At 65.6% G+C, this 23,007-nt stretch carries 31 protein-coding genes; 19 read left to right on the forward strand and 12 right to left on the reverse strand.

The genetic code is table 11. The features are described 5' to 3' along the window. Window positions 1-219 precede the first annotated feature (219 nt). The 10 genes from AAC645_RS15980 (at window position 220) to AAC645_RS16025 (ending at window position 6,426) form a co-directional block, all read left to right on the forward strand. Window positions 220-1,047 carry a pyruvate, water dikinase regulatory protein gene (locus tag AAC645_RS15980; protein ID WP_340317461.1) on the forward strand — a complete coding sequence of 276 codons (828 nt, stop codon included), beginning with the start codon at window positions 220-222 and terminating at the stop codon, window positions 1,045-1,047. Between the two features lie 79 nt (window positions 1,048-1,126). Beyond that, window positions 1,127-1,720 (forward strand): Maf family protein, encoded by a 594-nt coding sequence (locus tag AAC645_RS15985; RefSeq protein WP_340317462.1) that lies wholly within the window; start codon window positions 1,127-1,129, stop codon window positions 1,718-1,720. Further along, complete coding sequence (gene aroE, locus AAC645_RS15990) at window positions 1,717-2,601, forward strand: shikimate dehydrogenase (protein ID WP_340317463.1); 885 nt, start codon at window positions 1,717-1,719, stop codon at window positions 2,599-2,601. Before AAC645_RS15985 ends, aroE begins: the two co-directional genes overlap by 4 nt. Next, window positions 2,598-3,239 (forward strand): dephospho-CoA kinase, encoded by a 642-nt coding sequence (gene coaE / locus AAC645_RS15995; protein WP_340317465.1) that lies wholly within the window; start codon window positions 2,598-2,600, stop codon window positions 3,237-3,239. The genes aroE and coaE overlap by 4 nt, the downstream gene beginning before the upstream one ends. Beyond that, complete coding sequence (gene dnaQ, locus AAC645_RS16000) at window positions 3,200-3,901, forward strand: DNA polymerase III subunit epsilon (RefSeq protein WP_340317467.1); 702 nt, start codon at window positions 3,200-3,202, stop codon at window positions 3,899-3,901. The genes coaE and dnaQ overlap by 40 nt, the downstream gene beginning before the upstream one ends. 79 nt (window positions 3,902-3,980) lie before the next feature. Continuing rightward, window positions 3,981-4,565 (forward strand): ribosome hibernation-promoting factor, HPF/YfiA family, encoded by a 585-nt coding sequence (gene hpf, locus AAC645_RS16005; protein WP_340317469.1) that lies wholly within the window; start codon window positions 3,981-3,983, stop codon window positions 4,563-4,565. Between the two features lie 20 nt (window positions 4,566-4,585). Further along, the gene (gene ptsN, locus AAC645_RS16010; protein ID WP_340317470.1) at window positions 4,586-5,071 is read left to right on the forward strand and encodes a PTS IIA-like nitrogen regulatory protein PtsN; all 486 of its coding nucleotides are present in this window, start codon (window positions 4,586-4,588) and stop codon (window positions 5,069-5,071) included. 6 nt (window positions 5,072-5,077) lie between these two features. Next, on the forward strand, window positions 5,078-5,554 hold the full coding sequence (locus AAC645_RS16015; RefSeq protein WP_340317471.1) for a PaaI family thioesterase: 477 nt from the start codon (window positions 5,078-5,080) through the stop codon (window positions 5,552-5,554). Then, window positions 5,551-5,886 (forward strand): DUF1491 family protein, encoded by a 336-nt coding sequence (locus tag AAC645_RS16020; protein ID WP_340317472.1) that lies wholly within the window; start codon window positions 5,551-5,553, stop codon window positions 5,884-5,886. The genes AAC645_RS16015 and AAC645_RS16020 overlap by 4 nt, the downstream gene beginning before the upstream one ends. Before the next feature lie 63 nt (window positions 5,887-5,949). Next, the gene (locus AAC645_RS16025) at window positions 5,950-6,426 is read left to right on the forward strand and encodes an MmcB family DNA repair protein (protein WP_340317473.1); all 477 of its coding nucleotides are present in this window, start codon (window positions 5,950-5,952) and stop codon (window positions 6,424-6,426) included. Between the two features lie 94 nt (window positions 6,427-6,520). Here AAC645_RS16025 and AAC645_RS16030 read toward each other — a convergent pair whose 3' ends face one another. Next, entirely contained in the window at window positions 6,521-7,141 is a 621-nt protein-coding gene (locus AAC645_RS16030; RefSeq protein WP_340317475.1) for an ankyrin repeat domain-containing protein, read from the reverse strand. A gap of 43 nt (window positions 7,142-7,184) precedes the next feature. On the opposite strand from AAC645_RS16030, the gene AAC645_RS16035 reads away from it, so the two are divergent. From AAC645_RS16035 to AAC645_RS16045, 3 genes are all read left to right on the forward strand, one after another. After that, complete coding sequence (locus AAC645_RS16035) at window positions 7,185-7,802, forward strand: SCO family protein (protein ID WP_340317477.1); 618 nt, start codon at window positions 7,185-7,187, stop codon at window positions 7,800-7,802. Beyond that, a complete protein-coding gene (locus AAC645_RS16040) occupies window positions 7,802-8,242 on the forward strand; it encodes a YcgN family cysteine cluster protein (RefSeq protein WP_340317479.1) in 441 nt (146 codons plus the stop codon). The genes AAC645_RS16035 and AAC645_RS16040 overlap by 1 nt, the downstream gene beginning before the upstream one ends. A 120-nt stretch (window positions 8,243-8,362) precedes the next feature. Next, complete coding sequence (locus tag AAC645_RS16045; protein WP_340317481.1) at window positions 8,363-9,088, forward strand: M48 family metallopeptidase; 726 nt, start codon at window positions 8,363-8,365, stop codon at window positions 9,086-9,088. Between the two features lie 13 nt (window positions 9,089-9,101). Here the strand turns inward: AAC645_RS16045 and msrB are convergent, their stop codons facing one another. The 4 genes from msrB to AAC645_RS16065 all read right to left on the reverse strand — a co-directional run bounded on the left by msrB (window position 9,102) and on the right by AAC645_RS16065 (window position 11,914). After that, window positions 9,102-9,497 carry a peptide-methionine (R)-S-oxide reductase MsrB gene (msrB, locus tag AAC645_RS16050; RefSeq protein ID WP_340317483.1) on the reverse strand — a complete coding sequence of 132 codons (396 nt, stop codon included), beginning with the start codon at window positions 9,495-9,497 and terminating at the stop codon, window positions 9,102-9,104. 255 nt (window positions 9,498-9,752) lie between these two features. Continuing rightward, window positions 9,753-10,619, reverse strand: a complete 867-nt coding sequence (locus AAC645_RS16055; RefSeq protein WP_340317485.1) for an aldose 1-epimerase family protein — start codon at window positions 10,617-10,619, stop codon at window positions 9,753-9,755. A 7-nt stretch (window positions 10,620-10,626) separates the two neighbouring features. Continuing rightward, complete coding sequence (locus tag AAC645_RS16060) at window positions 10,627-10,896, reverse strand: DUF3297 family protein (protein WP_340317487.1); 270 nt, start codon at window positions 10,894-10,896, stop codon at window positions 10,627-10,629. A gap of 100 nt (window positions 10,897-10,996) precedes the next feature. After that, window positions 10,997-11,914: a LysR family transcriptional regulator gene (locus tag AAC645_RS16065; protein WP_340317489.1), complete on the reverse strand. Its 918-nt coding sequence runs from the start codon at window positions 11,912-11,914 to the stop codon at window positions 10,997-10,999. Between the two features lie 117 nt (window positions 11,915-12,031). Between AAC645_RS16065 and AAC645_RS16070 the strand changes: the two genes are divergently transcribed. The 4 genes from AAC645_RS16070 (at window position 12,032) to AAC645_RS16085 (ending at window position 14,392) form a co-directional block, all read left to right on the forward strand. Continuing rightward, window positions 12,032-12,730, forward strand: coding sequence for a pirin family protein (locus AAC645_RS16070; RefSeq protein ID WP_340317491.1), 699 nt, complete (start codon window positions 12,032-12,034; stop codon window positions 12,728-12,730). 68 nt (window positions 12,731-12,798) lie between these two features. Next, window positions 12,799-13,398 carry an NAD(P)H:quinone oxidoreductase gene (gene wrbA / locus AAC645_RS16075; protein WP_340317493.1) on the forward strand — a complete coding sequence of 200 codons (600 nt, stop codon included), beginning with the start codon at window positions 12,799-12,801 and terminating at the stop codon, window positions 13,396-13,398. Window positions 13,399-13,431: 33 nt separating this feature from the next. Then, window positions 13,432-13,746, forward strand: coding sequence for a hypothetical protein (locus AAC645_RS16080; RefSeq protein ID WP_340317494.1), 315 nt, complete (start codon window positions 13,432-13,434; stop codon window positions 13,744-13,746). 121 nt (window positions 13,747-13,867) lie between these two features. Continuing rightward, complete coding sequence (locus AAC645_RS16085; protein ID WP_340317496.1) at window positions 13,868-14,392, forward strand: SRPBCC family protein; 525 nt, start codon at window positions 13,868-13,870, stop codon at window positions 14,390-14,392. Between the two features lie 28 nt (window positions 14,393-14,420). Here AAC645_RS16085 and AAC645_RS16090 read toward each other — a convergent pair whose 3' ends face one another. The 4 genes from AAC645_RS16090 to AAC645_RS16105 are packed head-to-tail and all read right to left on the reverse strand — an operon-like array spanning window position 14,421 to window position 17,878. Further along, window positions 14,421-15,002, reverse strand: coding sequence for an ABC-type transport auxiliary lipoprotein family protein (locus tag AAC645_RS16090; RefSeq protein WP_340317498.1), 582 nt, complete (start codon window positions 15,000-15,002; stop codon window positions 14,421-14,423). A gap of 8 nt (window positions 15,003-15,010) precedes the next feature. Next, window positions 15,011-15,955: an MlaD family protein gene (locus AAC645_RS16095; protein WP_340317499.1), complete on the reverse strand. Its 945-nt coding sequence runs from the start codon at window positions 15,953-15,955 to the stop codon at window positions 15,011-15,013. 7 nt (window positions 15,956-15,962) lie between these two features. Then, window positions 15,963-16,781 (reverse strand): ABC transporter ATP-binding protein, encoded by an 819-nt coding sequence (locus AAC645_RS16100; protein ID WP_340317500.1) that lies wholly within the window; start codon window positions 16,779-16,781, stop codon window positions 15,963-15,965. Further along, window positions 16,781-17,878: an ABC transporter permease gene (locus tag AAC645_RS16105; RefSeq protein ID WP_340317501.1), complete on the reverse strand. Its 1,098-nt coding sequence runs from the start codon at window positions 17,876-17,878 to the stop codon at window positions 16,781-16,783. Before AAC645_RS16105 ends, AAC645_RS16100 begins: the two co-directional genes overlap by 1 nt. Window positions 17,879-17,991: 113 nt before the next feature. Here AAC645_RS16105 and AAC645_RS16110 point away from each other — a divergent pair, with 113 nt between their 5' ends. Further along, complete coding sequence (locus AAC645_RS16110) at window positions 17,992-18,660, forward strand: HAD family hydrolase (protein WP_340317503.1); 669 nt, start codon at window positions 17,992-17,994, stop codon at window positions 18,658-18,660. A gap of 148 nt (window positions 18,661-18,808) precedes the next feature. Here the strand turns inward: AAC645_RS16110 and AAC645_RS16115 are convergent, their stop codons facing one another. After that, a complete protein-coding gene (locus tag AAC645_RS16115; protein WP_340317505.1) occupies window positions 18,809-19,321 on the reverse strand; it encodes a CHAP domain-containing protein in 513 nt (170 codons plus the stop codon). Between the two features lie 349 nt (window positions 19,322-19,670). Further along, window positions 19,671-20,993: a dihydroorotase gene (locus AAC645_RS16120; protein WP_340317507.1), complete on the reverse strand. Its 1,323-nt coding sequence runs from the start codon at window positions 20,991-20,993 to the stop codon at window positions 19,671-19,673. A 104-nt stretch (window positions 20,994-21,097) separates the two neighbouring features. Between AAC645_RS16120 and ygfZ the strand changes: the two genes are divergently transcribed. Then, entirely contained in the window at window positions 21,098-21,769 is a 672-nt protein-coding gene (gene ygfZ / locus AAC645_RS16125) for a CAF17-like 4Fe-4S cluster assembly/insertion protein YgfZ (protein ID WP_340317509.1), read from the forward strand. 37 nt (window positions 21,770-21,806) lie between these two features. Here the strand turns inward: ygfZ and AAC645_RS16130 are convergent, their stop codons facing one another. Further along, window positions 21,807-22,997, reverse strand: a complete 1,191-nt coding sequence (locus tag AAC645_RS16130; protein WP_340317511.1) for a calcium-binding protein — start codon at window positions 22,995-22,997, stop codon at window positions 21,807-21,809. Window positions 22,998-23,007: the final 10 nt, after the last annotated feature.

A 23,007-nucleotide genomic window follows, 5' to 3' on the forward strand; every position in this document is an offset into this window, starting at 1 on the left:
GCCGCCCATGCCCATTATCCACAGCTAGCTGGGCGATTCGCTCCACTGTGGATGATATGTCGGAGGAAATGCTAGCGATGGGGATGAAAGCGCCGCTTGAAAGCGCCCCCGTGGTTCCGCTAGCCCCATCCCCATGGTTTTCCACAGAGTCGTCCCTGTAACGAACACAAGTTGCACAGCGGTTTCCGACCAGGCAACGACGTGCCGGCGGGCCGGCCGATGATCCGGCTTCATCTCCACCTTCTGTCGGACTCGACCGGTGAGACTCTGGAGAATATCGCCAAAGCCGGGCTCGCCCAGTTCGACGGCGTCGAGACCATAAAGCATTTCTGGCCGATGGTCCGCAGCCAGGGCCACCTCGATCGGATCATGCTCGAAATAGCCCAGCGTCCCGGACTGGTCATTTTCACCCTGGTCAACAACGACATCCGCAAAAGGCTTGAGACGCGCTGCCATGCGCTTGGCCTGCCGATCGTGTCGGCGCTCGACCCGGTGATCGACGCGCTGTCGCAGCTGCTGGGCCAGGAAGCGCTCGCCCGGCCGGGCCGCCAGCATATCCTCGACGCGGCTTATTATGCCCGGGTCGAAGCGATCCAATATACGATCGCCCATGACGACGGCATCGGTGGCGAAGACTGGGAGGAGGCGGATGTCATCCTGACCGGCGTGTCGCGGTCGTCGAAGACCCCGACCTCGATCTATCTCGCCAATCGCGGCTACAAGGTCGCCAATGTGCCGCTGGTGGTGGAATCGCCGCCACCGCCGGCGCTCTACCGGCTGGTCCACCCGCTGATCGTCGGCCTGACAACCAGTCCCGACCGGTTGATCCAGATCCGCCGCAACCGGCTGCTGACGCTCAACCAGTCGCCGGAAACCGCCTATGTCGACCAGGAAGCGGTGGTCGCCGAGCTTACCTTTGCCCGCCGTATCTTCTCGGACCAGGGTTGGCCGGTGATCGACGTTACCAGGCGCTCGATCGAGGAAACCGCCGCGGCGATCATCAACCTCGTCAACGAGCGCTCGCCGCAGGGCGATCCGGGCCCATGATGTATCTGCGGGTCTCCACCTGTTCTTCTTCGTCATCCTCCCGCATGCGCGGGAATGACGGTGGCCGCGGCAAGGCGACATGATGATCCTTGCTTCGCAATCCGCCTCTCGCCGCGCGATGCTCGATGCCGCCAGGGTCCCGCACCAGGCGATGGCCGCCGGCGTCGATGAGGACGCGATGAAGGCATCGCTGCGCGCCGAAGGCGTCGGCGCCCGCAATCTCGCCGACGCGCTCGCCGAACTGAAGGCGACCAAATTGTCGCGCCGCCATCCGGCCGAATTGGTGCTCGGCTGCGACACCACAGTCGCGCTCGACGACGGCACCATGCTCGACAAGGCCGAAAGCCGCGATGAGCAGCGGGCGCTGTTGCGCGCGATCAGCGGGCAGCGGCACCGGCTCTATAGCGCTGCGGTGATCTGCCAGGGAGGCACGGCGGTGTGGCGGCATGTCGACATGGCCGCGATGCATGTCAGGCCGCTAAGCGACGCCTTCATCGACTCCTATCTCGACCTCGAATGGCCCGAGATCGGCGGCTGCGTCGGTGGGTACCGGATCGAGGGCCCCGGCGCGCAACTGTTCGCGAGGATCGAGGGCAGCCATTTCACCATCCTCGGTTTGCCGCTGCTGCCGCTGCTCGATTATCTGCGCATCCGGGGGGTGTTATCGTCATGAGCCAGCAGCTCGACCTGCCGATCATGGCGGCCGCCAAGCCATATGCCGAAGTGATCGGCGATCCGATCAGCCACAGCAAATCGCCTATCATCCACAAGCATTGGCTCGAACGTGCTGGTATCGCTGCGGAATATCGTGCGTCTCATATCCGGTCCGAACAGCTTGAGAGCTATTTCGAACAGCGGCGGAGCGATCCGCTCTGGCGCGGCTGCAACGTCACCATCCCCCACAAACAGGCGGTGATCGCTCTGCTCGACCGGCTCGACCCCGCCGCCGAGCGGATCGGCGCGGTCAACACGGTGCGGCGTGAAGACGGAAAGCTCGTCGGCTATAATACCGATTATGCGGGATTTCTCGAGCCGCTGCAGCCGCTGCTCCGGCAGAACCACCTGTTTCGCATGGCGCGAATCTTCGGTGCCGGTGGTGCCGCCAAGGCGATCTGCCTCGCGCTCCACGATTACGGCTTCACCATCGTCGTTGCCGCCCGCAACATCGATCAGGTGCGCAGGCTGCGCGAGAGCTTCGAGCCCGACGAGCGGCTGATGGCTTCGCTCGACCATTTTGCCACCCCGACCGACTTTCCCTGGGACGATCGCGAGGGGATGCTCGATCTTGTCGTCAACGCCACGTCGCTCGGCATGGCCGGCCAGCCGCCGTTGCTGCTGGACTTCAGCCATGTCCCGCCCGGCTCGGTCGTCTATGACATCGTCTATGCGCCGCTGGAGACGCCGCTGCTGGCCGAGGCGCGCGCGCGCGGGTTGCGCACCATCGACGGGCTGCACATGCTGATCGGCCAGGCGGCAGCTGCATTCGCCCTGTTCTTCGGGACGCCCGCCCCGCGCGACGCCGATGACATGTTGCGGGCGAAGCTGCTGGCATGATCATATTGGGTCTCACCGGTTCGATCGGCATGGGCAAGTCCACCGTGGCGGCGATGTTCGCCCGGGCGGGCGTACCGGTCTATGATGCGGATGCCGAAGTGCATCGGCTGCAGGGCCGCGGCGGGCAGTTGGTCGCTACGATTGAGGCCGCCTTTCCCGGCACCGCAGGCCCCCATGGGATAGACCGGGCTGTGCTCGGCAAGGCGGTGCTCGGCGACCGCGCGGCGCTGCACCGGCTCGAACGCATCATCCACCCGGTGCTCGCCGAGTCGCGGCGGCTGTTCCTGCGCCGCCATCGCGCCCGGCCGCTGGTGGTGCTCGATATTCCCTTGCTGTTTGAGAAAAAAGGATGGCGGCAGGTCGATGCGATCGCGGTCGTGTCCGCTCCGCCCTGGAAACAGGCGCGACGCGTACTCGCGCGGCCGGGAATGAACCCGTTGAAATTGCGGCACATCCGCTCGCTGCAGCTGCCCGACCAGGTCAAGCGCGCGCGGGCCGATTTCGTGATCGATAACGGCGGGACGATTGGACGTACCCGCGCCGCCGTTCGTCATCTGATCACTTGCTTGCAGGCGCATGGAGTCCGATATTGCCAGACATGCGCGAAATCATATTCGACACCGAAACAACCGGTCTGAATCCAGTCACTGGGGACAGGCTGGTCGAGATAGGCTGTGTCGAACTGGTCAACCGGGTCGAGACCGGACGCACTTTCCACGCCTATTTCAACCCCGGCCGGCCGATGCCGTTCGAGGCGGAACAGGTCCATGGCCTGTCGGATCGGTTCCTGAGCGACAAGCCACTGTTCGGTACGCGCGCGCTCGAGCTGCTCGAATTCATCGGCGACAGTCCGCTGGTCGCGCACAACGCCAGCTTCGACTTCGGCTTCCTCAACTGGGAACTGAAGGCCTGCGGCCATCCTGAGGTCCATGTCGGGCGCATGATCGACACGCTGGCGCTGGCCCGCAAGGCGCATCCGGGCGCGAAGCATAGCCTGGACGCGCTGTGCAGCCGCTACGGCATCGATCGCAGCCACCGCGTCAAGCATGGCGCGCTGCTCGATGCCCAGCTACTCGCCCAGCTTTATGTCGAGCTGACCGGCGGCCGGCAGATCGGCCTGTCGATCGGCAATATTGTCGTCGAGGAGACGATCCTGGTCACGACGCCCTCGCTGGTCGCGGCGCGCCGCACGATCAGGACGATGCGACCCCATCACCCAAGCGAGGAGGAACTGGAGAGGCATAAGGCATTTGTTGCGAAGCTCGACGCGCCGCTCTGGCTGGAGGGCGCTGCGAGCTGACTATCTGATCCGTGTTTGTGCGGATGGTGCCGTGGCTCCGGCCGCTTCACCACCGCCTGACCAAGAGTGGAGATTTGTTATGGAAATTCGCGTTTCGGGACATCAGGTGAACACGGGCGACGCGCTCAGAACCCATGTCGAAGAGCGGCTCCACGCAGTTGCCGACAAATATTTCTCCCGAAGTCTGTCCGCGCATGTGACCTTCGGCCGCGGTCAGCACGGCAACGGCTTTTCGTGCGATATCGTCGCGCATGTGATGCAGGGCGTGATCCTCAAGGGCAGTGGCAACGCAATGGACGCCCATCCCTGCTTCGACCAGGCCGCGGATCGCATCGAAACCCAGCTGCGCCGCTACATGCGCCGGCTCAAATCCCGCAACGGTGCCGCGGTCACGCCGCCGCTCGAGATGATCGACGACAATGCGAACTACACGGTGTTCGAGGCGTCGCGTGAAGACGAGGTCGAAGGCGACAGTCCGGTCATCATCGCGGAGACGCGGGTCGACGTGCCGGACGCCAGTGTCTCGGACGCGGTGATGATGCTCGACCTCAGAAATACCACGGCGCTCCTGTTCCGGAATTCTGGTACCGGCGCCTTCAATATGGTGTATCGGCGCACGGACGGCACGATCGGCTGGGTGGAGCCGAGCAGGGTGGCCGGATAAGGAATGCGAATCCCGTTGAAATGACTGACAGCAAATCGATGGATGACCTGAGCGACCTGCTATCGCCTCAGGCGATACAGGCCGCTATCGCCGTTCCCAATAAAAAGGCTCTGTTCCAGCAGCTTGCGACGATCGCTTCGAAGCTGGTGGGTACCGATGCGCGTGCCATCGTCGATCGGCTGGTGGAACGCGAGCGGCTGGGCTCGACGGGATTCGGCGGCGGCATCGCCATTCCCCATGGCAAGATCGAAGGATTGGATCGAGTCGTCGGCCTGTTCGCGCGACTCGCCAACCCGATCGACTTTGCAGCCATCGACGACCTTCCGGTCGATCTCGTATTTCTCCTGCTCTCACCGGTTGACGCCGGCGTCGAGCATCTCAAGGCACTTGCCCGGGTCAGTCGGCGGATGCGGGACAAGGGCTTCGTCGCCAAGTTGCGCGGCGCCGGCTCGGAAGATGCCCTCTACGCGCTGTTCGCGACCGGCGAGGCCCGCCACGCCGCCTGAAGCACGGTGAGCGGCGACCGTCCCGCCGAGCCGGCGCCATCGGGCGCCGAAGCGCATTATCGCGCGCTGGAATCGCTCTACGCGGCCGCGCCCATCAACAACATGTTCCAGTCGCGCCTCGAGATTCCTGGCGAGGGACAATCACGAATCCACTTCACCGTCGAGCCGGGTCATTTCCATGCTGCCGGAGCGGCGCACGGCACTACCTATTTCAAGATGCTCGATGACGCCGCCTTCTATGCGGCCAACAGCCTGGTCAACGACTTCTTCCTGCTGACGACTGCTTTCAACCTGCTGCTGACCCGGCCGATGGGTGCGGGCCCGATCACCGCCGAAGGCCGCTGGATCAACGGCCGTCGCCGCGTGCTCGTCGCCGAAGCGGCGCTGATCGACGCCGATGGCGAGGAGATCGCGCGCGGCACCGGCACCTTCATGCGCTCGCGCATCCCGCTCGCCACCCTCCCCGGCTACGCCCGAAAATGATCGAGCCGCGGCCCGCATCGGGGCTGCTCGTCTCGGCGCTGATCCGGCGGGTCGAGTCCGAAGGGGGATCGGCGATGGTGATCGCGAAAGGCGATGCGATCGCCGGTGCCCTGCTGCTGCTGCTGGCCGACCGCGGCATGCTCATCCGGATCGCCGAGCGGACCTGGCGGTTCGAGGGCGGCTATGGTCTCGAGACGGTTGGCCCGGCTGATCCGGCTGCAGCCGGCGACTATATCGCGCGGCGGCGGAAGTCCGATCCCGACCTGTGGGTGGTCGAACTCGATCACCCGCTGGCCGAGCGGATCGCAAGCGATCTGCTCCTCTCGAACTGATGCTGTCTGGCGAGGCTGCGCGGGGATGTGGAAATCGTTCTCGTCCTGTTCTAGGGTGCTTCGATGGCCGCCGCCCCCGAGTCGTTCGAACCCCTGATCGCCGCGGACGTGGTGCGGGGCGTCGCGCGGCTGTTCCTGCGGGCCGAGATGACTCCGTTGCCTGAAGTGCCGCTCGGCAATGGCCGGCGTGCCGACATCATGGCGATCGACGCCCGCGGCTGCATCACCATCGTGGAGATCAAGGTCTCGCGCGCCGATCTGCTCGGTGACGGCAAATGGCCAGACTATCTCGACTATTGCGATCGCTTCTTCTGGGCGGTGCCGGGCGGATTCGACCTGGCGCCGTTCGAGACCGAGCCATTTCGGCCGGGCTGCTGCGGCCTGATCGTCGCCGACCGCTACGACGCGGCGGTGATCCGCGAGCCGCAGCACCGCCCGCTCTCCGGATCGCGCCGCAAGGCCGAAACGCTGCGCTTCGCCCGCCGCGCCGCGCGGCGGCTGTGGGGCGACCTCGATCCATTTCCGGAGAGCTGCGTCTGAGGACGGCGCGATTCCTCGAACCCCGTCATGCTAAATTGATTTCAGCATCCACTTTGCGGCAGGTTCAGCATGACGGCAGGGTTATCGCCCGGGGTTAGAGTCCGGGCCCTGACATCTTCGGCTTCGGCTTCACCTCGACCTTGGACTCGTCGATCACCTTGAGCACGGCGGCGCTGCGCGGGTCGTCGCTGGCATAGTCGCGCGCGGTTTTGCCGGCGATGCGATCGGCCAGTTTGGGATTGGCGCCGTTGGCGAGAAGCAAGCGGACAAGCGCCACGTTGCGCTGCTGAACCGCGATGATCAGCGGAGTCTCGCCGCTGTTGTTGGCGATGTTGACCTGCGCGCCCCGCCCGAGCAACAGTTCGGCGCCCTCGTTGAAGCCGAGCAGCGCGGCGGCGTGAAGCGGTGTGTTGCCTTGGCCGTCCCGGACGTTGGGATTGGCGCCCTTGCTCAGCAGGAAGTTCGACCAGTTCATGTCGCGGCGCTTGATGGTGATGGCCAATGCCGTCTCGCCGGTCTGATAATCGCGCGTGTTGATGATCGTCGCGCCATTGCCGTTGAGCGCCTTCGTGGCCTTCTCGCCATCGGCGTCGCGAACCGCCTTGAGGAAATTATAGCTGTCGGAAAACTGCGCTGCGGCAGGCGTCGAGGCGATCGCCAACGCTGCGGCGGCCAGCACCATATGGATGTGACGGCGGACCATAGTGTCTGTCATGTCCCTGTTATCAACGCCCTTGCGAAAGGGCCAATAGCAAAGCATGGCTGGCCGCACCATGAACAATCCACGCCTCGCCGCCTGGGCCGCGCTGCTGATGGCCGCGTCTCCGCTGTTGCTGACCGGCTGCGGCGGCTCGCCCGAGAGTCCGCCGCTGGCAGGCGCGAAGATCGGTGGGCCGTTCACCCTGACCGATCAGGACGGGCGGAAGGTCCGCGAAAGCGATTTCGTCGGCAAGTACCGGCTGATCTATTTCGGCTATACCTTCTGCCCCGATGTCTGTCCCGTCGATGTCCAGACGCTGATGAAGGGCTTTCGCAAGATCGAGGCCGACAAGCCCGAGCTCGCGGCCCGGATCCAGCCGATCTTCATCACCATCGATCCCGCTCGTGATACCCCCGCCGTGCTCAAGCAGTTCGTTCGTGCCTTCCACCCGAGGCTGATCGGTCTGACTGGCAGCGAGGCGCAGATCGCCGACGTCGCCAAGCGCTACGCCATCTACTATAAGAAGCAGGAGCCGGCCGCCGGTGCGTCGGGTTATCTGATGGATCATTCGCGCCAGGCGATGCTGTTCGGACCGACGGGCGAGCCCATCGCCCTGATCACGCAGGACAAGGACGCCGACACCGTGGTTTCAGACATCGAGCGCTGGGCGAGATAATGGTCGAGGCAAAGCCGTTCTGGGAAACCAAGCGGCTCGACCAGATGAGTCGCGCCGAATGGGAATCGCTGTGCGACGGCTGCGGCAAATGCTGCCTCCACAAACTCGAGGACGACGAAACAGGCGAGCTGATGGCCACCAATGTCGCCTGCCGGCTGCTCGATCGCCGCAGCGGCCTATGCAAGGACTATAAGCATCGCCGGACCTTCGTCCCGGAATGCGTGCGACTGACGCCAAAGGTTCTGTCGGAAATCGACTGGCTGCCCGCCAGCTGCGCCTATCGGCTGATCGACGAGGGCAAGCCGCTTGCCGACTGGCACCCGCTGGTCAGTGGGGATCCGGAGTCGGTGCATCGCGCCGGGATGTCGGTGCGCGGCTGGACCGTGTCGGAAGACGAGGCCGGCGATCTCGAACATCATCTGGTCGACCGTGATCTCTAGAGTGATCTCAAGTCAGATGGAATCACCCGACGACTCGGAAATCACGGCAATCAAAGGAAAGCTGGACTCGATCGGATTCAATCGGAACGGGATCGAGTCCAGCCGGGCAACGCCCCGATCATGATTTTCTCGCGAAAAGCGGCCGAGGCCGATCTGATATTCGAAGCCGGTGGCCGCAGCCGGCCGCTGGTCGTGCGGCGCATGGCGCAGGCGCAGGCGATGCGGCTGAGCGTCGATCCGCGCGACGGCGGCGTCCGCCTGGTCATGCCCAGCCGGGCTTCGCTGCGCGCCGCGCTCAAATGGGTGGAGAGCAAGCGCGGCTGGATCGAGGCGGCGCTGGTCGCTCTGCCGGAGGCGCGGCCGATCGAGGATGGCATGACGATCGAGGTCGCGGGCGAGCCGCTGCGCATCGAGCTTGCCGATCGGGGCCGGATCGTGCGGCGTGTGGGAAACAGCCTTGTCGTGCCCCGCCCGGCCGATCTGCTCTGCGCCCGAGTCACGCGTTGGCTGCGCACCCAGGCGTTAGAACGGCTGGAGGCTGAGACCCTGCGTTTCGCGGCGTTGGCCGGGGTCGACATCGGCCGTGTATCGATCGGCGATCCGCGCGCGCGCTGGGGAAGCTGCTCGGCCAATGGCGACATCCGCTACAGTTGGCGCCTGATCCTCGCCCCGCCCGCCGTGCTCGAAGCGACTGTCGCGCACGAGGTGGCGCACCGGCTGCACATGGACCATAGCCGCGCGTTCCATGCGGCGGTCCACCGCCTGCTCGGGCGCGACCCCGCCGCCGAACGCGCCTGGCTGCGCGCTCATGGCCGGGAACTCTACTGGCTGGGGCGCGACCCCTGAGATCTGCGCGGCTTTATTCGCTTCCGTCGAAGTCGATCGACGCCGAGTTGATGCAGTAGCGGAGTCCCTGCGGTCCTGGGCCGTCGGGGAAGACATGGCCAAGATGGCCTTCGCAGCGCGCGCACCGCACTTCGATACGCACCATGCCATGGCTGACGTCGCGATGTTCGGTCACCATCTGCTCGTCGGCCGGCGCGGTGAAGCTGGGCCAGCCGCAACCGGAATCATATTTGCTGTCGCTCGCGAACAGCTCGGTCCCACAGCCGGCGCAGCGATAGGTGCCGTCGTCATGGTTGTTCCAATATTTGCCGGTGAAGGCGCGCTCGGTGCCGGCCTGGCGCAGCACCTGATATTGTTCCGGCGTGAGCCGCTCGCGCCATTCGGCGTCGGTGAGATCGAGTTTTTCCATGCGCCGAATGTGGGTCTGCAGGCAGCGGAGGTCAAGCGCATGCCGCTGTGACGCGGATCACTGCGCGTCGGGATTAACCATCCTATCACCGAAGCAACGTTGCATGGCGTTAGAGTGGTTGCGTTGGCTTATCGGGGGCGCAGGGGAATCGCCCCCACCTTCGAGGTGGCTTGAGAGGCCCGGCAATCCAGATGGATCGCCGGGTCGAGCTCTTTCCGGCCCCCTGGTTCCGATCGCGCACGCCGGCTGGTCAGCTCATCCGATCCGGATCGCCGTCGTGAAACTGCGGCTGGTGCCCGGCGCAATCGTCACCATGCCCGGTTTTTCGCCGAGAGTTCCGTCGAATCCGGCCGGATCGCTGTGGCCTTGCCAGGGTTCGATGCAGAGATAACCTGCTCCCGGCTTCATCCACAGGCCGAGATGCGGCATGTCCTGGAATTCGATGGCGACCGGCGCGCTGCCCGGCCCCTGATAGACCAGCGAGCGGCTCTCGAGCTGGTCGAAGATCATAGCGTCTTCGGCGAAGAGGCTATCGTCGAGCGCGAGCAGCCGGCCATCGACCGTGGTCGGCCGTGGTCGCGGATCGAGCAGGCCTTCCGCATCGAGCCGCCTGATCGCCGCCAGCTCGGGCTTGTCGAACTGCACGAAATGCCCGGCTTTCGATGATGCACCGGGCAGCGGCCAGCGCAACGCGGGATGGAAGCCGAACGATGCCGGCATCGGATCGCCGCCGCGATTGGCGACGCGCGCGGTCATTGTCAGGGTCGCGCCGCTGATCGCGAAGATCATGTCGAGGCAGAAATCGAAGGGCCATGCCGCGCGGGTTGCCGCGTCGGATTCCAGGCGAAGGACGACGCAATCGCCGCGCTCTTCGACAATTGCGAAGCGTCGGCGTCGGGCAAAGCCGTGACGCGGCAGGCTATAGTCCCGCCCCTGCCAGTGGAAGCGATCGCCGTTCAACATGCCGACGATCGGAAACAGGATCGGCGCGCGCCCGGCCCAATAGGCGGGATCGCCGTCCCACAGATAATCGCGGCCGGAGGCGTCGGTCAGCCGCTGCAGCTCGGCGCCGTCCTGGGATATCTCGGCGGTCAGGCGGTCCGATGCGATACGGATCGCCATCGGGCGGTCAGCCTTCCGCGCTGTCGCCGCTGTCCTGGGGCGCGTCCTTGATATAAGGCTCGACCGGCCCGCTCAACTTGATCGTCAGCGCATTGCCCTTGCGGTCACGGGTATTGCCGACCGAGACGCGGATCCATCCCTCGCTCACGCAATATTCCTCGACATTGGTTTTCTCGGCGCCCTTGAACTTGATGCCGATGCCGCGTTCGAGCAGCTCGCCATTATAATGCGGGCTGGCAGGGTTGATCGAGAGGCGGTCGGGCAGGGTGTCGGTCATGATGTCGTCCGGATGATGCGAAGGGAAAAGCTGGTGCGAGGGCTTTAGCCAAGCCGGGGCCGGTCCGCCACCTCTCTCGTTACGAGCGGCCCGCGAGGCGCTAGGTTGTCATCCAGGGTGGTTTGAGGAACGCCGCCGCGAGAAAGTCGATCAGGACCTTTACTCGGGCCGGGCGCATCGCGGTGGGCGGCGTCACCACATGCAGCGCGCTGATCGGACCCATCGACCAGTCGGAAAGCACCTCTTCGAGCCGCCCCTCGCCCAGACACTTCCAGGCCAGGAAGTCCGGCAGCGGGACGATGCCGATCCCGGCGAGCAGCGCGTCCAGCAGCACGTCGCCATTGTTGGTGCGGATCGGGCCCTTGACCTCGATCGCGAATTCGCCCTGCTCGGGATGGCGGAAATGCAGGCGGCCCGGCGTGCGCATATGGGTGTAGGCGAAGATCGGATAGCGGACCAGGTCGCGCGGATGCTCGGGGCGGCCGAGCCTGTCGAACAGGGCCGGGGCGCCGACCAGCGGCAAACGCACCGGAAACAGCCGCCGCGCCTTCAGCGCTGAATCCTCGAGCTGGCCGATGCGCAAGGCGACGTCGAATCCCTCCTCGATCAGGTCGGTGCGCGCATCGGAGAGATGGAGCTCGACGGTGACCTGAGGATAGGCCTGGTGGAACAGCGGCAGGATCGGCCCGAGATGCGCGATCCCGAACGACATCGGCGCTGCCAGCCGAACCAGCCCGCGGGGGGCGGCTCCGCGCTCGGAGATCGCTTCCTCGATCGCCTCGCCATCGGCGAGCATTTGCGCCGCGCGTTCCTGAGCAAGCTGGCCGCTGTCGGTGAGCGACAATTTGCGCGAGCTGCGGTGGAATAGCGGCGTCGCCAGCCGCAGCTCCAGGCGGGATACCGCCTTGGAGACCGTCGCCTTGGACAGCCCCAGATCGTCGGCCGCGCCCGAGAAACTGCCCATCTCCGCGACCTTGGCGAAGATCGCCCATGCCTCGAAGTCCGGAAGGTGCGCCATATGACATTGCCTATTTTGGAAACGATGGGTTTCGATCATCTCCATTTATTTGCTGACCTGCAACCCTAGATTGTCCTCAACGAGCCGCTGCGGCGGCCCAGCACAGGAGTAGACGACATGATCGAAGTTCGGCCCTTTTCCTCGCTCGGTGGCGGCAAGCATGGCTGGCTCGACGCCAAGCATCATTTCTCCTTCGCCGACTATCGCGATCCCAAGCGGGTCAATTGGGGTGCGCTGCGCGTCTGGAACGACGACGCCATCGCCCCGCACACCGGCTTCGCGCCGCATCCGCACAATGACATGGAGATCATCACCTATGTCCGTTCCGGCGCGATCACCCATCGCGACAGCCTGGGCAACGAAGGCCGCACCGAGGCGGGTGACGTCCAGGTGATGTCGGCTGGCACCGGAATCGTCCATTCGGAAAAGAACGAGGAGGATGTCGAAACCACCCTGTTCCAGATCTGGATCATTCCAGACAAGCGGGGCGAAAAGCCCAGCTGGGGTGCACGGCCTTTCCCCAAGGGCGATCGTGCCGGACGCTTCGTGACGCTGGCGAGCGGCATCGAGGGCGATGACGACGCGCTGCCGATCCGGGCCGATGCCCGGGTGCTGGGCGCCACCATCACCGCCGGCGAGACGGTGGAGCAGGCGATCGGCAGGGATCGCAAGGCCTATCTGGTGCCGACCCGCGGCAGCATCGAGGTAAACGGCGTCGCGGTTTCCCCCCGCGATGGCGTCGCCATCGCCGATCTCGACGCGATCAGCATCAAGGCGCTCGACGACGCCGAGATCGTGTTGGTGGACGTAGCCTGAATCCGGTGGACCGCCCCGGGCCAAGGCTCGGGGCCGTCCTTTCCGTCAACATGTTCGGAGTGAAGCAGATGCCGAAGATCCTAGTTCTCTATTATTCGACCTATGGCCATATCGAGACGATGGCGCACGCCGTCGCCGATGGCGCGCGCAGCGCCGGCGCCCATGTCGACGTCAAGCGCGTGCCGGAGACGGTTCCGCTCGAGATCGCCCAGAAGAATTTCTTCAAGCTCGATCAGCCGGCGCCGGTCGCGACCGTGGCCGAACTGGCAGATTATGATGCGATCATCATCGGCACCGGCACCCGCTTCGGACGCATATCTGGACAGATGGCGTCTTTCCTCGATGGCGCCGGCGGCCTGTGGGCGAGCGGGGCGCTCAACGGCAAGGTCGGTGCCGCCTTCACCTCGACCGGATCGCAGCATGGTGGGCAGGAGACGACGCTGTTCTCGATCATCACCAACCTGCTCCATTTCGGCATGGTGATCGTCGGCCTGCCCTACAGTTTCGCCGGCCAGACCGGGGTGGACGAGGTCAAGGGCGGCGCCCCCTATGGCGCCACCACCATCGCCGGCAGCGACGGCTCGCGCCAGCCGAGCGCGATCGAGCTGGATGGCGCAAGATTTCAGGGAAAACATGTGGCGGAGATCACAGCCAAGCTGTTCGTCTGAGCAGATAACAATAGGTGAGAATCGGAGGAAGACATGACTATCGCGATGCCGATCCAGGCCGAAACCGACGCTTCGACACCCCCTCTGTCGGCGCTCGAGTGGAAGGTGGTCAGCCTGGCGATGCGCGAGGCGGCCGAGACGCGCCGGCGCGGATGGTTCGGCCGGCTGGTCGAGGGCAGCAACGGGATTCGCCCCAAGCTCCCGCTGGCCGACCCACGGCTCGAAACCCTGCGCCGCTTCGTCGGCCGCGTGCGCGACCGGGCGGACGCTTCCGATCTCAAGCACCGGCTCGTCGAGTTCGGATTTCATCCCAACCAGGTCACAGCGGTGGCGATGATCGCCCGCTGACGCTTAGCTGCCGCGGACTTCCCCCCGATCGTCCGTGGCCTAAGGCCGCCCGTTTCTCCTTCGGGAGGGACGGGCGGTTTGTTATGTGCGAAGTTGCGGCGCTGACGATCGGGGAGTCGGGATGAGATATGTTCGGATCCTTGCCGGCCTGGCACTGGCGGCGGCTTCGCCTGCCCCGGCCGAGGTCAAGGCAGTCGAGAGCGGCGGCTTCGTAGTGGCGTTCTCCGCAACCGTATCGGCGTCGCCGCCCGCCGTCTGGGCAGCGCTGATCGCGCCTGGCCGCTGGTGGGACATGACCCACAGCTATTCTCAGGATGGGGCCAACCTGACCCTCGATCCAACGCCAGGCGGCTGCTTCTGCGAGAAGGTGCCGCAGGCGAAGGGCGCGGTGGAGCATATGCGCGTCGTGCAGATCATGCCGAACCGCCTGCTACGCCTGCAGGGCGCGCTCGGGCCGTTTCAGTCGATGGGCGTCGCGGGCGCGATGACCTGGGAGCTCAAGCCGTCGGGCAGCGGCACTGCGGTGAGCCTGAGCTACGCGCTCGGCGGCTACATGCCGGGTGGCGGGCAGGGCTATGCGCCGATCGTCGATCAGGTGATCGGCGGACAATTCGCGCGGCTGACGGCCTTCGTCGACAAGAAATAGGATAGTCTGGGCGGCGGCGCGGCGGTTATCAGCTGCCCACCCATGTCGCCACGTCGCCCGCGACGGCATTGGCGGCGCGGTTGAGCGCCGCGCTGACGCTGGCGGCATCTTCCTCCGCAACTGGCGAGGTCGCCTCGAAGCGCCTGGTCTTCAGAATGTCCGAGCCGCTGGTCGTGAGCGTCGCGTCGAAGATCACCAGCACCTTGCCTTGCCCGCCGAGCAGCTGGAAGGCCGCTAAAGTACCGGCCAGCCGCGTGTCAGGCATGATCGCGCCGTTGCGCTGGTCGGGCACGAAGCGGCCCGTCTTCGCCTCGATCGTCTCGGCGAGGACGGCACGGAACAGCGCCGCGGGCGTGTCGGCCCAGGCGGCTTTCGGAAGATAGGCGAAGGCGGCGCCGCTCTGCACCGCGATCCGCTGGTTGCGCAGCGCTGCGGGCAGGACCGGGATGGAGACGGCGATTGCCTGGGCGTCGCGGGTCGACTTGCCCTGATCGGCGGGCACGCGCGCGTCCGATGTCAGGCTGAGCAGCGCCTTGGGTGGCTTGGCGCCGAGGCTGATGCACCCTGACAGAGTGGCGAGCAGCACGATGGCGACGAGCGGGCGGATCATCTTCACTCTCATTGTCCCTTATAGTCGGGCAGCTTGCCCCCGCCCAGCACCGCGCCGGCGCCGCCGCGATCGAGTTTGGCCGAGATTGCGTTGAGCGACTCGGACATCTCGGCGAGGTTGCGGACGAGCTGGTTGATCTGCGGCACCGTCTGGGTCGAGAAGGCCTTCACCCCCGGCCTTGCGTCGGTGATCGCCTGATCGAGCGACTCCATCGTGTGCTGGGCTGCTGTGGTGGCGCGGTTGAGATTGGCCATCGCCGGCTTGACGTCGCTCGACATTACCCCGTTGGTCGTCTCGGCCAAGTCGCCGATCTTCGCGGCGGCGTCGCCCGCCTGCTGGAGCGTGACCTTGAGCTGCGCCACCGACGCGGCGATCTCGGGCCCGCGGTCGGCGAGATCGCCGCTGAGCTGCTCGACATGGGCGAGGATGCCGCTGATCGATTTCTGGTTCTTGTCGTTGAGCAGGTCGGTGAGCCGCTCGGTCAGCGCCGATATGCGGTTCAGCAGCTCGGGCGCGGAATTGAGCAGTTCGCCGAGTGCACCGGGCTTTGTCGGGATAACCGGCACGCCATAAGGACCCGGCTCGACGATCGGCGGGGCGCCCTTGATCGCGCCATCGAGATTGATCTGGCTGACCCCGGTGAAGCCGACTCCCGCGATGGTTGCCGTGGTGCCCTGCAGGATCGGCGTCTCCTGATCGACCGAGATCCGCACCCGGACGAATTCCGGACTGTCCGGGAGCAGCTTGATCTCCTGGATCTTGCCCACCGGAACGCCGGAGAAATTCACTGGCGACCCCTTGGCGAGGCCGTCGACCGAGGTCTTGAAGAAGATGTCATAGCGCTGCTCGGTGGCGGTGTTGAAACCCGCCAGCCACACGATGAACGCGAGCAGTCCGACGAGCAGGGCCAGCACGACGCCGCCCACCAGCACATGGTTCGACCGGGTTTCCATCAGTCCGTCATGCCCTGCTGTCCTTCGCCGCTTCGCGTTTGGCCGCGTCCGATGCAACCCGCCCCCGCGGGCCGTTGAAATATTCCTGAATCCACGGATGGTCCAACGCCAATAGTTCCGGGATCGTTCCAACCGCGATCACCCGCCGGTCGGCGAGCACCGCGACACGATCGCATATCGCATAGAGCGTATCGAGGTCATGGGTGATCAGGAAGACGGTAAGGCCGAGCGTGCGCTGGAGCGCCTGGATCAGTTCGTCGAACGCGGCGGCGCCGATCGGATCGAGCCCCGCGGTCGGTTCGTCGAGGAACAGCAGCTGCGGATCGAGCGACAACGCCCGGGCCAGGCCGGCGCGCTTGCGCATGCCGCCCGACAGTTCGGAGGGATATTTAGGCCCGGCTTCGGGCGGAAGCCCGGTCATCGCGACCTTGTAGGCGGCGATCTCGTCGAGCAATTGCGCATCGATCTGCGGGTAATATTCGCGGATCGGAACCTGGACATTTTCGGCCACGGTCAGGGTCGAGAACAGCGCACCGCCCTGGAACAGCACGCCCCAGCGCTTGCGAACCTGCTTCGCTTCATATTCCTCGCGGCCGATCATCGGCTCGCCGAACACCTCGACGTCACCCTCGATCGGGGTCTGCAGGCCGATGATCGAGCGCATCAGCACCGACTTGCCGGTGCCGGAACCGCCGACCACCCCCAATATCTCGCCGCGGCGGACATCGAGGTCGAGCCCCTCGTGCACCACCTGATCGCCGAAGCTGTTCCTGAGCCCCGAGACGTGGATGATGGTGTCGCCCTCGGCGGTGTTGAGCCGTGCCATCAGATCCACCCGATCGAGCTGAAGAACACCGCGAACACCGCGTCGAGCACAATTACCAGGAAGATCGCCTGCACCACCGATGCGGTGGTGCGCAGGCCGACCTCCTCGGCATTGCCCTGGACCTGCATGCCCTGGTAGCAGCCCGACATCGCGATGATCAGGCCGAACACCGGCGCCTTGATCAATCCCACCCACAGATCGGTCAGCGGCACCACCTCCTGCAGCCGCTGGACGAAGGTGATCGGCGGGATGTCGAGGTCGATCCAGCAGAATATGCCGCCGCCGACGATCGCGACGACCGCCGAATAGAAGCCGAGCAGCGGCATCAGAAACACGGTGGAGATCACCCGCGGCAGAATCAGCGCCTCCATCGGCGACACGCCGATCGTGCGCATCGCGTCGACTTCCTCGGCGAGCTTCATCGAGCCGAGCTGCGCAGCGAAGGCGCTGCCGGAGCGGCCGGCAACCATGATCGCCGTCATCAGCACGCCCAGCTCGCGGATCGTGATCCGGCCGATCAGGTTGATCGCGAACACCTCGGCGCCGAACTGGCGGAGCTGGACCGCGCCCTGCTGGGCGATGACGATGCCGATCAGGAAGCTCATCAAGCCGATGATGCCGAGCGCCTTGACGCCGACCACCTCAAATTGCCGGGCCATCGCGTTGAAGCGGAACCGCCGCGGATGGGTGACGAGGCCCCACAACCCGATCACGGTGGCGCCGAAGAAAGCCAGCAGGCCGACCAGAGAATAGGCCGCCGCCGCGGTGGCGTCGCCGATTTCGCGCAGCACGCGCAGGAAGGGCGGGCTGGAGTCCGGACGGATCTTGAGCGGCTTGTCGGCCGCGGCGATCTGTTCGAGAAGATGGCAGACATCCTGGTCCGCGCCGACCACCTCGGCGTCATGATCGCGGGCGATGCGGTGGACCAGCCAGGCGCCGACGGTGTCGATGCGGTCGACAGCACCGAGGTCGATCCGGCTGGGGATCTCGCCGAGCCCCGCGAGCCGCTGCGGCAGGTCGCCGATCCGGGCAAGCGTGAGCTCTCCGGTGAACCGCAGGGTTCCCTCGTGTAACTCGAAATCCGCTGGCGCGTTCATGGCGCCCAGAAGTGGTCGAAAAGCTGGAGATCGGCAAGCATCCGAAATGAAATCCTGGCCGCATGCGAAGGTTCCCATATTCTTTATGCCAGCAAATCGCCTAAGGCCATTGCATGACCGAGCTCGCCATCTACGACATGGACCGGACGATCACCCGGACCGGCACCTTCACCCCGTTCATGATCCATGCTGCGCTCCGCCTGGCGCCGTGGCGGCTGGTGTTCGTGCCCTTCGCGGTGCTGGTGATGCTGGCCTATGCGGCGCGGCTGATCGAGCGCAAGCGGGTCAAGGAACTCAACCAGGCGATGCTGATCGGGCGCATGCGGATTGCCAGGCTGAGGCCGGTCGCCGAGAGCTTCGCCGAGAAGATGGTGACGCGGAACAGCTATCGTAAGGCGCTCGAAAGCCTCGCCGAAAACCGCGCCGCCGGGCGGCGGCTCGTGCTAGCGACCGCGTCGTCGCGGCTATGGGTCGAGCCGATCGCGGCGAAGCTGGGGATCGACGACGTCATCGCGACCTCGACGATCAAGGGGCTCGACGATTTCGTCAGCCACAAGGTCGATGGCGAGAACTGTTATGGGCCTGCGAAGCTCCGCATGATCCAGGCGTGGATGGGGCTCGAAGGGCTCGATCGAAGCGATTGCCATATCCGCTTCTATTCGGACCATGTCTCCGATGTGCCGGTGCTCGAATGGGCCGACGAGCCCATCGCGGCGAATCCGCACCAGGGCCTGCGCGCAGTGGCGAAGGCGCGGGGTTGGACGATCGTCGACTGGGATTAGGGGTGGATTGTTTGCGCCACTCGGACGCTCAGCTCGGCGCCGGGCCTCGTCAGAGGCCCGCAAGCGCGACGGCGCCCGAGCTTAATGCGAGGAAGCCAAGGACAGCGGATGCTGGCCGCCCGGCGTTTGAGGACCGAATAAAGGGCCCTTATCCCTCCTGGCCGTTGACCTCGGAGATGGCGCTCGCAGTCGACTTGCCGTTATTGTAGATGAAGCCGTTGACTGGATAGGCCTTGTTGCCGACCTTGCCGATCGGCGCGAACCAGACCTTGACCTGGCTCCAGTCGTTGCGCGGCGAGGCATCGACGACGGTGACGTCGCGCTCGACCTGGCCGCGGCGGCCGTTGATGATCGACCAGTTGGCATGGGTGATCTTGATGACACGCTCGCTGACGACCTGGGTAACGGTGGCGACATGGCCCGAGCGCATCGAGCCGATCGCCTTGAATACCATGACCGAGCCGATCGCAGGGTTGTTGCCGCGCAGATATTTGCCCGCGGCCTGGTCCCACCATGCGGCGGCCGCGCCAAACAGCTGAATGCCGGAGAACATGCGGGCGAAGGGCGCACACTGGAGCATCTGGGCGTTGGCGGCAGCGGGCACGACAGCCATGCAGGCAAGCAGCATCGAACCGACAATTGCGCGCATCGTTTTCGTCATCTGGTAGTCCCCACCCGATCCCGTAGGCGTCTGGTAGCCACTCCTTTCGGCGAGAGGGAAGAGCAAAAGGTTAACAAGTTGCTGCAACGCGGCGAGCGGGTTCTATCCTGCGTTAAGCTGCGGCTTGGCCGGGACCGACTGCAGAGCCGGGCTTGGTCAGCTCAATCCCACCAACCGAATCATCTCTCTTGATCATACGAACGTAATTCGGATCGTCATCTCGGCGAAGGCCGGGACCCATAACCGCAGCCTCTTCGCTCGGCATGCGACGTTGCGCGTCTGGGTCCCGGCTTTCGCCGGGATGACGGATAGCGAATGGGATTGGGGCGATCCGGGAGCGATCGAGAGCCTAAGCCAGCGCGACGCTGTCGAACCGAATCGGCGTGCCGATCGCTGCATTGGCGAGACCGCCGTCCCACATCACCCGATGCCCGCGAACGATCGTGCCGACCGGCTTGCCGGTCAGTGTCATGCCGGTGAACGGTGACCATCCGCAGCGAGACGCCAGCCAGTCCTCCGCGATCGTCCAGCGCGCCCTGAGATCGACGATCGAGAAGTCGGCGTCATAGCCGAGCGCGATACGGCCCTTGGTGCGCAGCCCAAATACGCGCTGCGGGCCGGCAGACGTGAGCTCGATCAGCTGCTGGAGCGTCAGACGGCCCTCGGCGACATGATTGAGCATCAGCGGCAGCAGCGTCTGGACGCCGGGCATGCCGCTGGGCGATGCCGGATAGACCTTGGCCTTCTCGTCCTTGGTGTGCGGCGCATGGTCGGACCCGAGCACGTCGGGCACTCCCTGGCGCAGATAGTCCCACAGTCCATCGCGGTGGGCGGCGGACCGGATCGGCGGATTCATCTGAGCATAGGTGCCGAGCCGCGGATAAGCCTCCTCACCGGCCAGCGTCAGGTGCTGCGGGGTGACCTCGCAGGTGGCGATGTCCTTGTTCTGCGCGATCAGAGCGAGCTCGGCCGGGGTGGTGATGTGGAGGATGTGAATCCTGCGCCCGGTCTCGCGGGCGATCCTGAGGATGCGGCGGGTGGCGAGCAGCGCGCTTTCGTCGTCGCGCCAGACCGGATGGCTCGACGGGTCGCCTTCGATGCGCTCGCCCTGCCGCGCGATCATCCGCGCCTCGTCTTCGGCATGGATGGCGACGCGGCGCTTGCCCGAGCGCAGCACGCGCGCCAGATTTTCGTCCTCGGCGACGAGCAGATCGCCGGTCGACGCGCCCATGAAGATCTTGACGCCCGCCGTGCCGGGAATCATCTCCAGCTCGGCGAGCTGCTCGGCATTGGCCGCGGTCGCGCCGACATAGAAGGCATGGTCGCACCACATCCGGTCCTTGGCGCGCGCCAACTTGTCGGCGACCGCTTCGGCCGAGTCGGTATTGGGTTTGGTGTTCGGCATTTCGAACACCGCGGTGACCCCGCCGAGCACCGCGGCGCGGCTACCCGATTCGAGATCCTCCTTGGCCTCGAGCCCGGGCTCGCGGAAATGGACCTGGCTGTCGATCACGCCCGGCAGCACGTCCAGGCCGGTGCAGTCGATCGTCTCGCCCGCGTCACCGGCGACGCCGATGCCGGCGATTCTGCCGTCCCGGATGCCGACGCTGGTCTGCACTGGACCGCCCACCGTCCAGACGGTGCCGTTCTTCAGGAGGAGATCGTAGGTCATCAGAGCCTCGCCAATTATTCATCTCGTCGCCCGGCGGAGGCCGGGGCCGCCATCGCCGACATGCACCGCTTAACTTCGCGCGCAATAGCTCCTACCTTCGTGCCATGTCCGATACCACCCTGATCGATCGCGCGCTCATCCGTCTCTCCGGGCCGGAGGTCCGCGACTTCCTCCAGGGGCTCGTCACCAACGACGTAGGCGACACGCTGCCGGTCTGGGCGGGGCTGCTGACGCCGCAGGGCAAGGCCCTGTTCGACTTCCTCATATGGGCGGATGGCGAGGATCTGCTGATCGACTGCGAGGAGAGCCAGGCCGATGCGCTGGCGCGGCGGCTGTCGCTCTACCGGCTGCGCAAGCCGATCGTCATCGCGCGCGAACCGGCGCTGGCGGTGCACTGGGCGCTCGACGGCAGCCAGGGCGTTCCGGACCCGCGTCTGGCCGCGCTCGGCCGGCGGTGGATCGCGGCGCCCGATGGAGCGGCGACCGGCTGGCGCGAGCATCGGCTGTCGCTTGGCGTGCCCGAAGGGGTGGCGGAGCTCGGCTCGGACAAGAATCTCTGGCTCGAATGCAATGCCGATCTGCTGCACGGGGTGAGCTTCACCAAGGGCTGCTATGTCGGCCAGGAAAACACCGCGCGCATGAACTGGCGCAACAAGGTCAATCGGCGGCTGGTGGTGCTGCCGGACGGTACTGTCGAGCGGCGCTCGGTCGACAAGCTCGGCGATGCGCTGGTTCCGGCGTGGATGTGCGACGGGGCAGCCGCGGCGAGCGAATAGCCGCGAGTCTGCCTGGACGCGCTCTGGCCCTGCGCGATCAGGCGAAAAGGAAGTCGGAAGCCGAGAAGCTGGCGGCGCTCAATGTTCCGAGCGGGTCCGCGACATCGATTCGGAAAGCCGCGCCGCTCGACGTGACCGCCAGCAGCTGAACGCTGCCATCGGCCAGATCCTGCGCGAAAACCGTTCCGGGCGCCCCGCCAGAGACATATTGCCCGATGCCGAGGCCTTCGAGCCGGATATAGTCCACCCCGTCTTCGAAATCCTGGATGCTGTCGCCCGAAGCCGCGCCCAGACGGCTGAACGCGAACCAGTCCGCTCCGGCACCGCCCCACAGCTGGTCCGCGCCTGCGTCTCCATAAAGCCTGTCGGCACCGCTGTCGCCATGGAGCAGATCGTCGCCGTCGCTGCCCATCAGCAGATCGTCGCCCCGCCCGCCGGTGATGAGGTCGTTGCCTGTCTCGCCATAGAGCGAGTCCGCTCCGTCGCCGCCGTCTAGCCGGTCATCGCCGGCGCCGGCCTGCAGGATATCGCCGCCGTCACCGCCGTATAGCGCGTCGATGCCATATTCGGCGGAGAGCACGTCGTTGCCGGGCCCGCCGTCCAGATAATTATTGCCGTCGCCGCCATCGAGGCGATCATTGTCGAGGCCGCCGAAGAGATCATCGTCGCCGGCCTGTCCCTTGAGCTTGTCGTTGCCGGCCTCGCCATAGATCAGGTCGTCGCCCGCCCCGCCGCCGACGGCCTGGGTGGTCAGTTTCCCGGTGGCGGGATTGATCTCGTTGTAGAAGCCGTCGTCGCCGCCGCCCGCGTAGATCACGTCGTTGCCGGCCGATCCGTCGATATAGTCGCGACCGTCTCCCGCCATGATCGTGTCGTTGCCGGCATCGCCCAATATCTGGTCATGCCCGTTGCCGGCCTCGATCAGGTCGCTGCCGTTTCCGCCGGAAAAGATGTTGTTGCCCGACAGGTCGGACAAACGGTCGTCATCCTCGCCGCCATCCAGCTTGTCGTTGCCGGCGGCGCCCAGGAGGAAGTCCTTGCCGGCACCACCCTTGAGGAAATCCGCACCGGCCTCACCATAGAGCGTATCGTTCCCGACGCCGCCCTCGACATAGTCGTCGCCCAGCGACGCCCAGATACGGTCGTTGCCGCCGCGCCCGTAGATCTCGTCCGCGGCGCTCGTGCCGACCATGTCGTCGGCGATTTCCCGTCCGATCAACCTCGCCAATGGACCATCT

Source organism: Rhizorhabdus argentea (assembly GCF_037861105.1).
Taxonomy (GTDB): domain Bacteria; phylum Pseudomonadota; class Alphaproteobacteria; order Sphingomonadales; family Sphingomonadaceae; genus Rhizorhabdus; species Rhizorhabdus argentea.

What these genes read in the sequence shown, in the direction of transcription:
- AAC645_RS15980 (WP_340317461.1), top strand. Translation starts at nt 220, where the DNA reads ATGATCCGGCTTCATCTCCACCTTCTGTCGGACTCGACCGGTGAGACT.
- AAC645_RS15985 (WP_340317462.1), top strand. Translation starts at nt 1,127, where the DNA reads ATGATGATCCTTGCTTCGCAATCCGCCTCTCGCCGCGCGATGCTCGAT.
- aroE (WP_340317463.1), top strand. Translation starts at nt 1,717, where the DNA reads ATGAGCCAGCAGCTCGACCTGCCGATCATGGCGGCCGCCAAGCCATAT.
- coaE (WP_340317465.1), top strand. Translation starts at nt 2,598, where the DNA reads ATGATCATATTGGGTCTCACCGGTTCGATCGGCATGGGCAAGTCCACC.
- dnaQ (WP_340317467.1), top strand. Translation starts at nt 3,200, where the DNA reads ATGCGCGAAATCATATTCGACACCGAAACAACCGGTCTGAATCCAGTC.
- hpf (WP_340317469.1), top strand. Translation starts at nt 3,981, where the DNA reads ATGGAAATTCGCGTTTCGGGACATCAGGTGAACACGGGCGACGCGCTC.
- ptsN (WP_340317470.1), top strand. Translation starts at nt 4,586, where the DNA reads ATGACTGACAGCAAATCGATGGATGACCTGAGCGACCTGCTATCGCCT.
- AAC645_RS16020 (WP_340317472.1), top strand. Translation starts at nt 5,551, where the DNA reads ATGATCGAGCCGCGGCCCGCATCGGGGCTGCTCGTCTCGGCGCTGATC.
- AAC645_RS16025 (WP_340317473.1), top strand. Translation starts at nt 5,950, where the DNA reads ATGGCCGCCGCCCCCGAGTCGTTCGAACCCCTGATCGCCGCGGACGTG.
- AAC645_RS16030 (WP_340317475.1), bottom strand. Translation starts at nt 7,141, where the DNA reads ATGACAGACACTATGGTCCGCCGTCACATCCATATGGTGCTGGCCGCC.
- AAC645_RS16035 (WP_340317477.1), top strand. Translation starts at nt 7,185, where the DNA reads ATGGCTGGCCGCACCATGAACAATCCACGCCTCGCCGCCTGGGCCGCG.
- AAC645_RS16040 (WP_340317479.1), top strand. Translation starts at nt 7,802, where the DNA reads ATGGTCGAGGCAAAGCCGTTCTGGGAAACCAAGCGGCTCGACCAGATG.
- AAC645_RS16045 (WP_340317481.1), top strand. Translation starts at nt 8,363, where the DNA reads ATGATTTTCTCGCGAAAAGCGGCCGAGGCCGATCTGATATTCGAAGCC.
- msrB (WP_340317483.1), bottom strand. Translation starts at nt 9,497, where the DNA reads ATGGAAAAACTCGATCTCACCGACGCCGAATGGCGCGAGCGGCTCACG.
- AAC645_RS16055 (WP_340317485.1), bottom strand. Translation starts at nt 10,619, where the DNA reads ATGGCGATCCGTATCGCATCGGACCGCCTGACCGCCGAGATATCCCAG.
- AAC645_RS16060 (WP_340317487.1), bottom strand. Translation starts at nt 10,896, where the DNA reads ATGACCGACACCCTGCCCGACCGCCTCTCGATCAACCCTGCCAGCCCG.
- AAC645_RS16065 (WP_340317489.1), bottom strand. Translation starts at nt 11,914, where the DNA reads ATGGCGCACCTTCCGGACTTCGAGGCATGGGCGATCTTCGCCAAGGTC.
- AAC645_RS16070 (WP_340317491.1), top strand. Translation starts at nt 12,032, where the DNA reads ATGATCGAAGTTCGGCCCTTTTCCTCGCTCGGTGGCGGCAAGCATGGC.
- wrbA (WP_340317493.1), top strand. Translation starts at nt 12,799, where the DNA reads ATGCCGAAGATCCTAGTTCTCTATTATTCGACCTATGGCCATATCGAG.
- AAC645_RS16080 (WP_340317494.1), top strand. Translation starts at nt 13,432, where the DNA reads ATGACTATCGCGATGCCGATCCAGGCCGAAACCGACGCTTCGACACCC.
- AAC645_RS16085 (WP_340317496.1), top strand. Translation starts at nt 13,868, where the DNA reads ATGAGATATGTTCGGATCCTTGCCGGCCTGGCACTGGCGGCGGCTTCG.
- AAC645_RS16090 (WP_340317498.1), bottom strand. Translation starts at nt 15,002, where the DNA reads ATGATCCGCCCGCTCGTCGCCATCGTGCTGCTCGCCACTCTGTCAGGG.
- AAC645_RS16095 (WP_340317499.1), bottom strand. Translation starts at nt 15,955, where the DNA reads ATGGAAACCCGGTCGAACCATGTGCTGGTGGGCGGCGTCGTGCTGGCC.
- AAC645_RS16100 (WP_340317500.1), bottom strand. Translation starts at nt 16,781, where the DNA reads ATGGCACGGCTCAACACCGCCGAGGGCGACACCATCATCCACGTCTCG.
- AAC645_RS16105 (WP_340317501.1), bottom strand. Translation starts at nt 17,878, where the DNA reads ATGAACGCGCCAGCGGATTTCGAGTTACACGAGGGAACCCTGCGGTTC.
- AAC645_RS16110 (WP_340317503.1), top strand. Translation starts at nt 17,992, where the DNA reads ATGACCGAGCTCGCCATCTACGACATGGACCGGACGATCACCCGGACC.
- AAC645_RS16115 (WP_340317505.1), bottom strand. Translation starts at nt 19,321, where the DNA reads ATGACGAAAACGATGCGCGCAATTGTCGGTTCGATGCTGCTTGCCTGC.
- AAC645_RS16120 (WP_340317507.1), bottom strand. Translation starts at nt 20,993, where the DNA reads ATGACCTACGATCTCCTCCTGAAGAACGGCACCGTCTGGACGGTGGGC.
- ygfZ (WP_340317509.1), top strand. Translation starts at nt 21,098, where the DNA reads ATGTCCGATACCACCCTGATCGATCGCGCGCTCATCCGTCTCTCCGGG.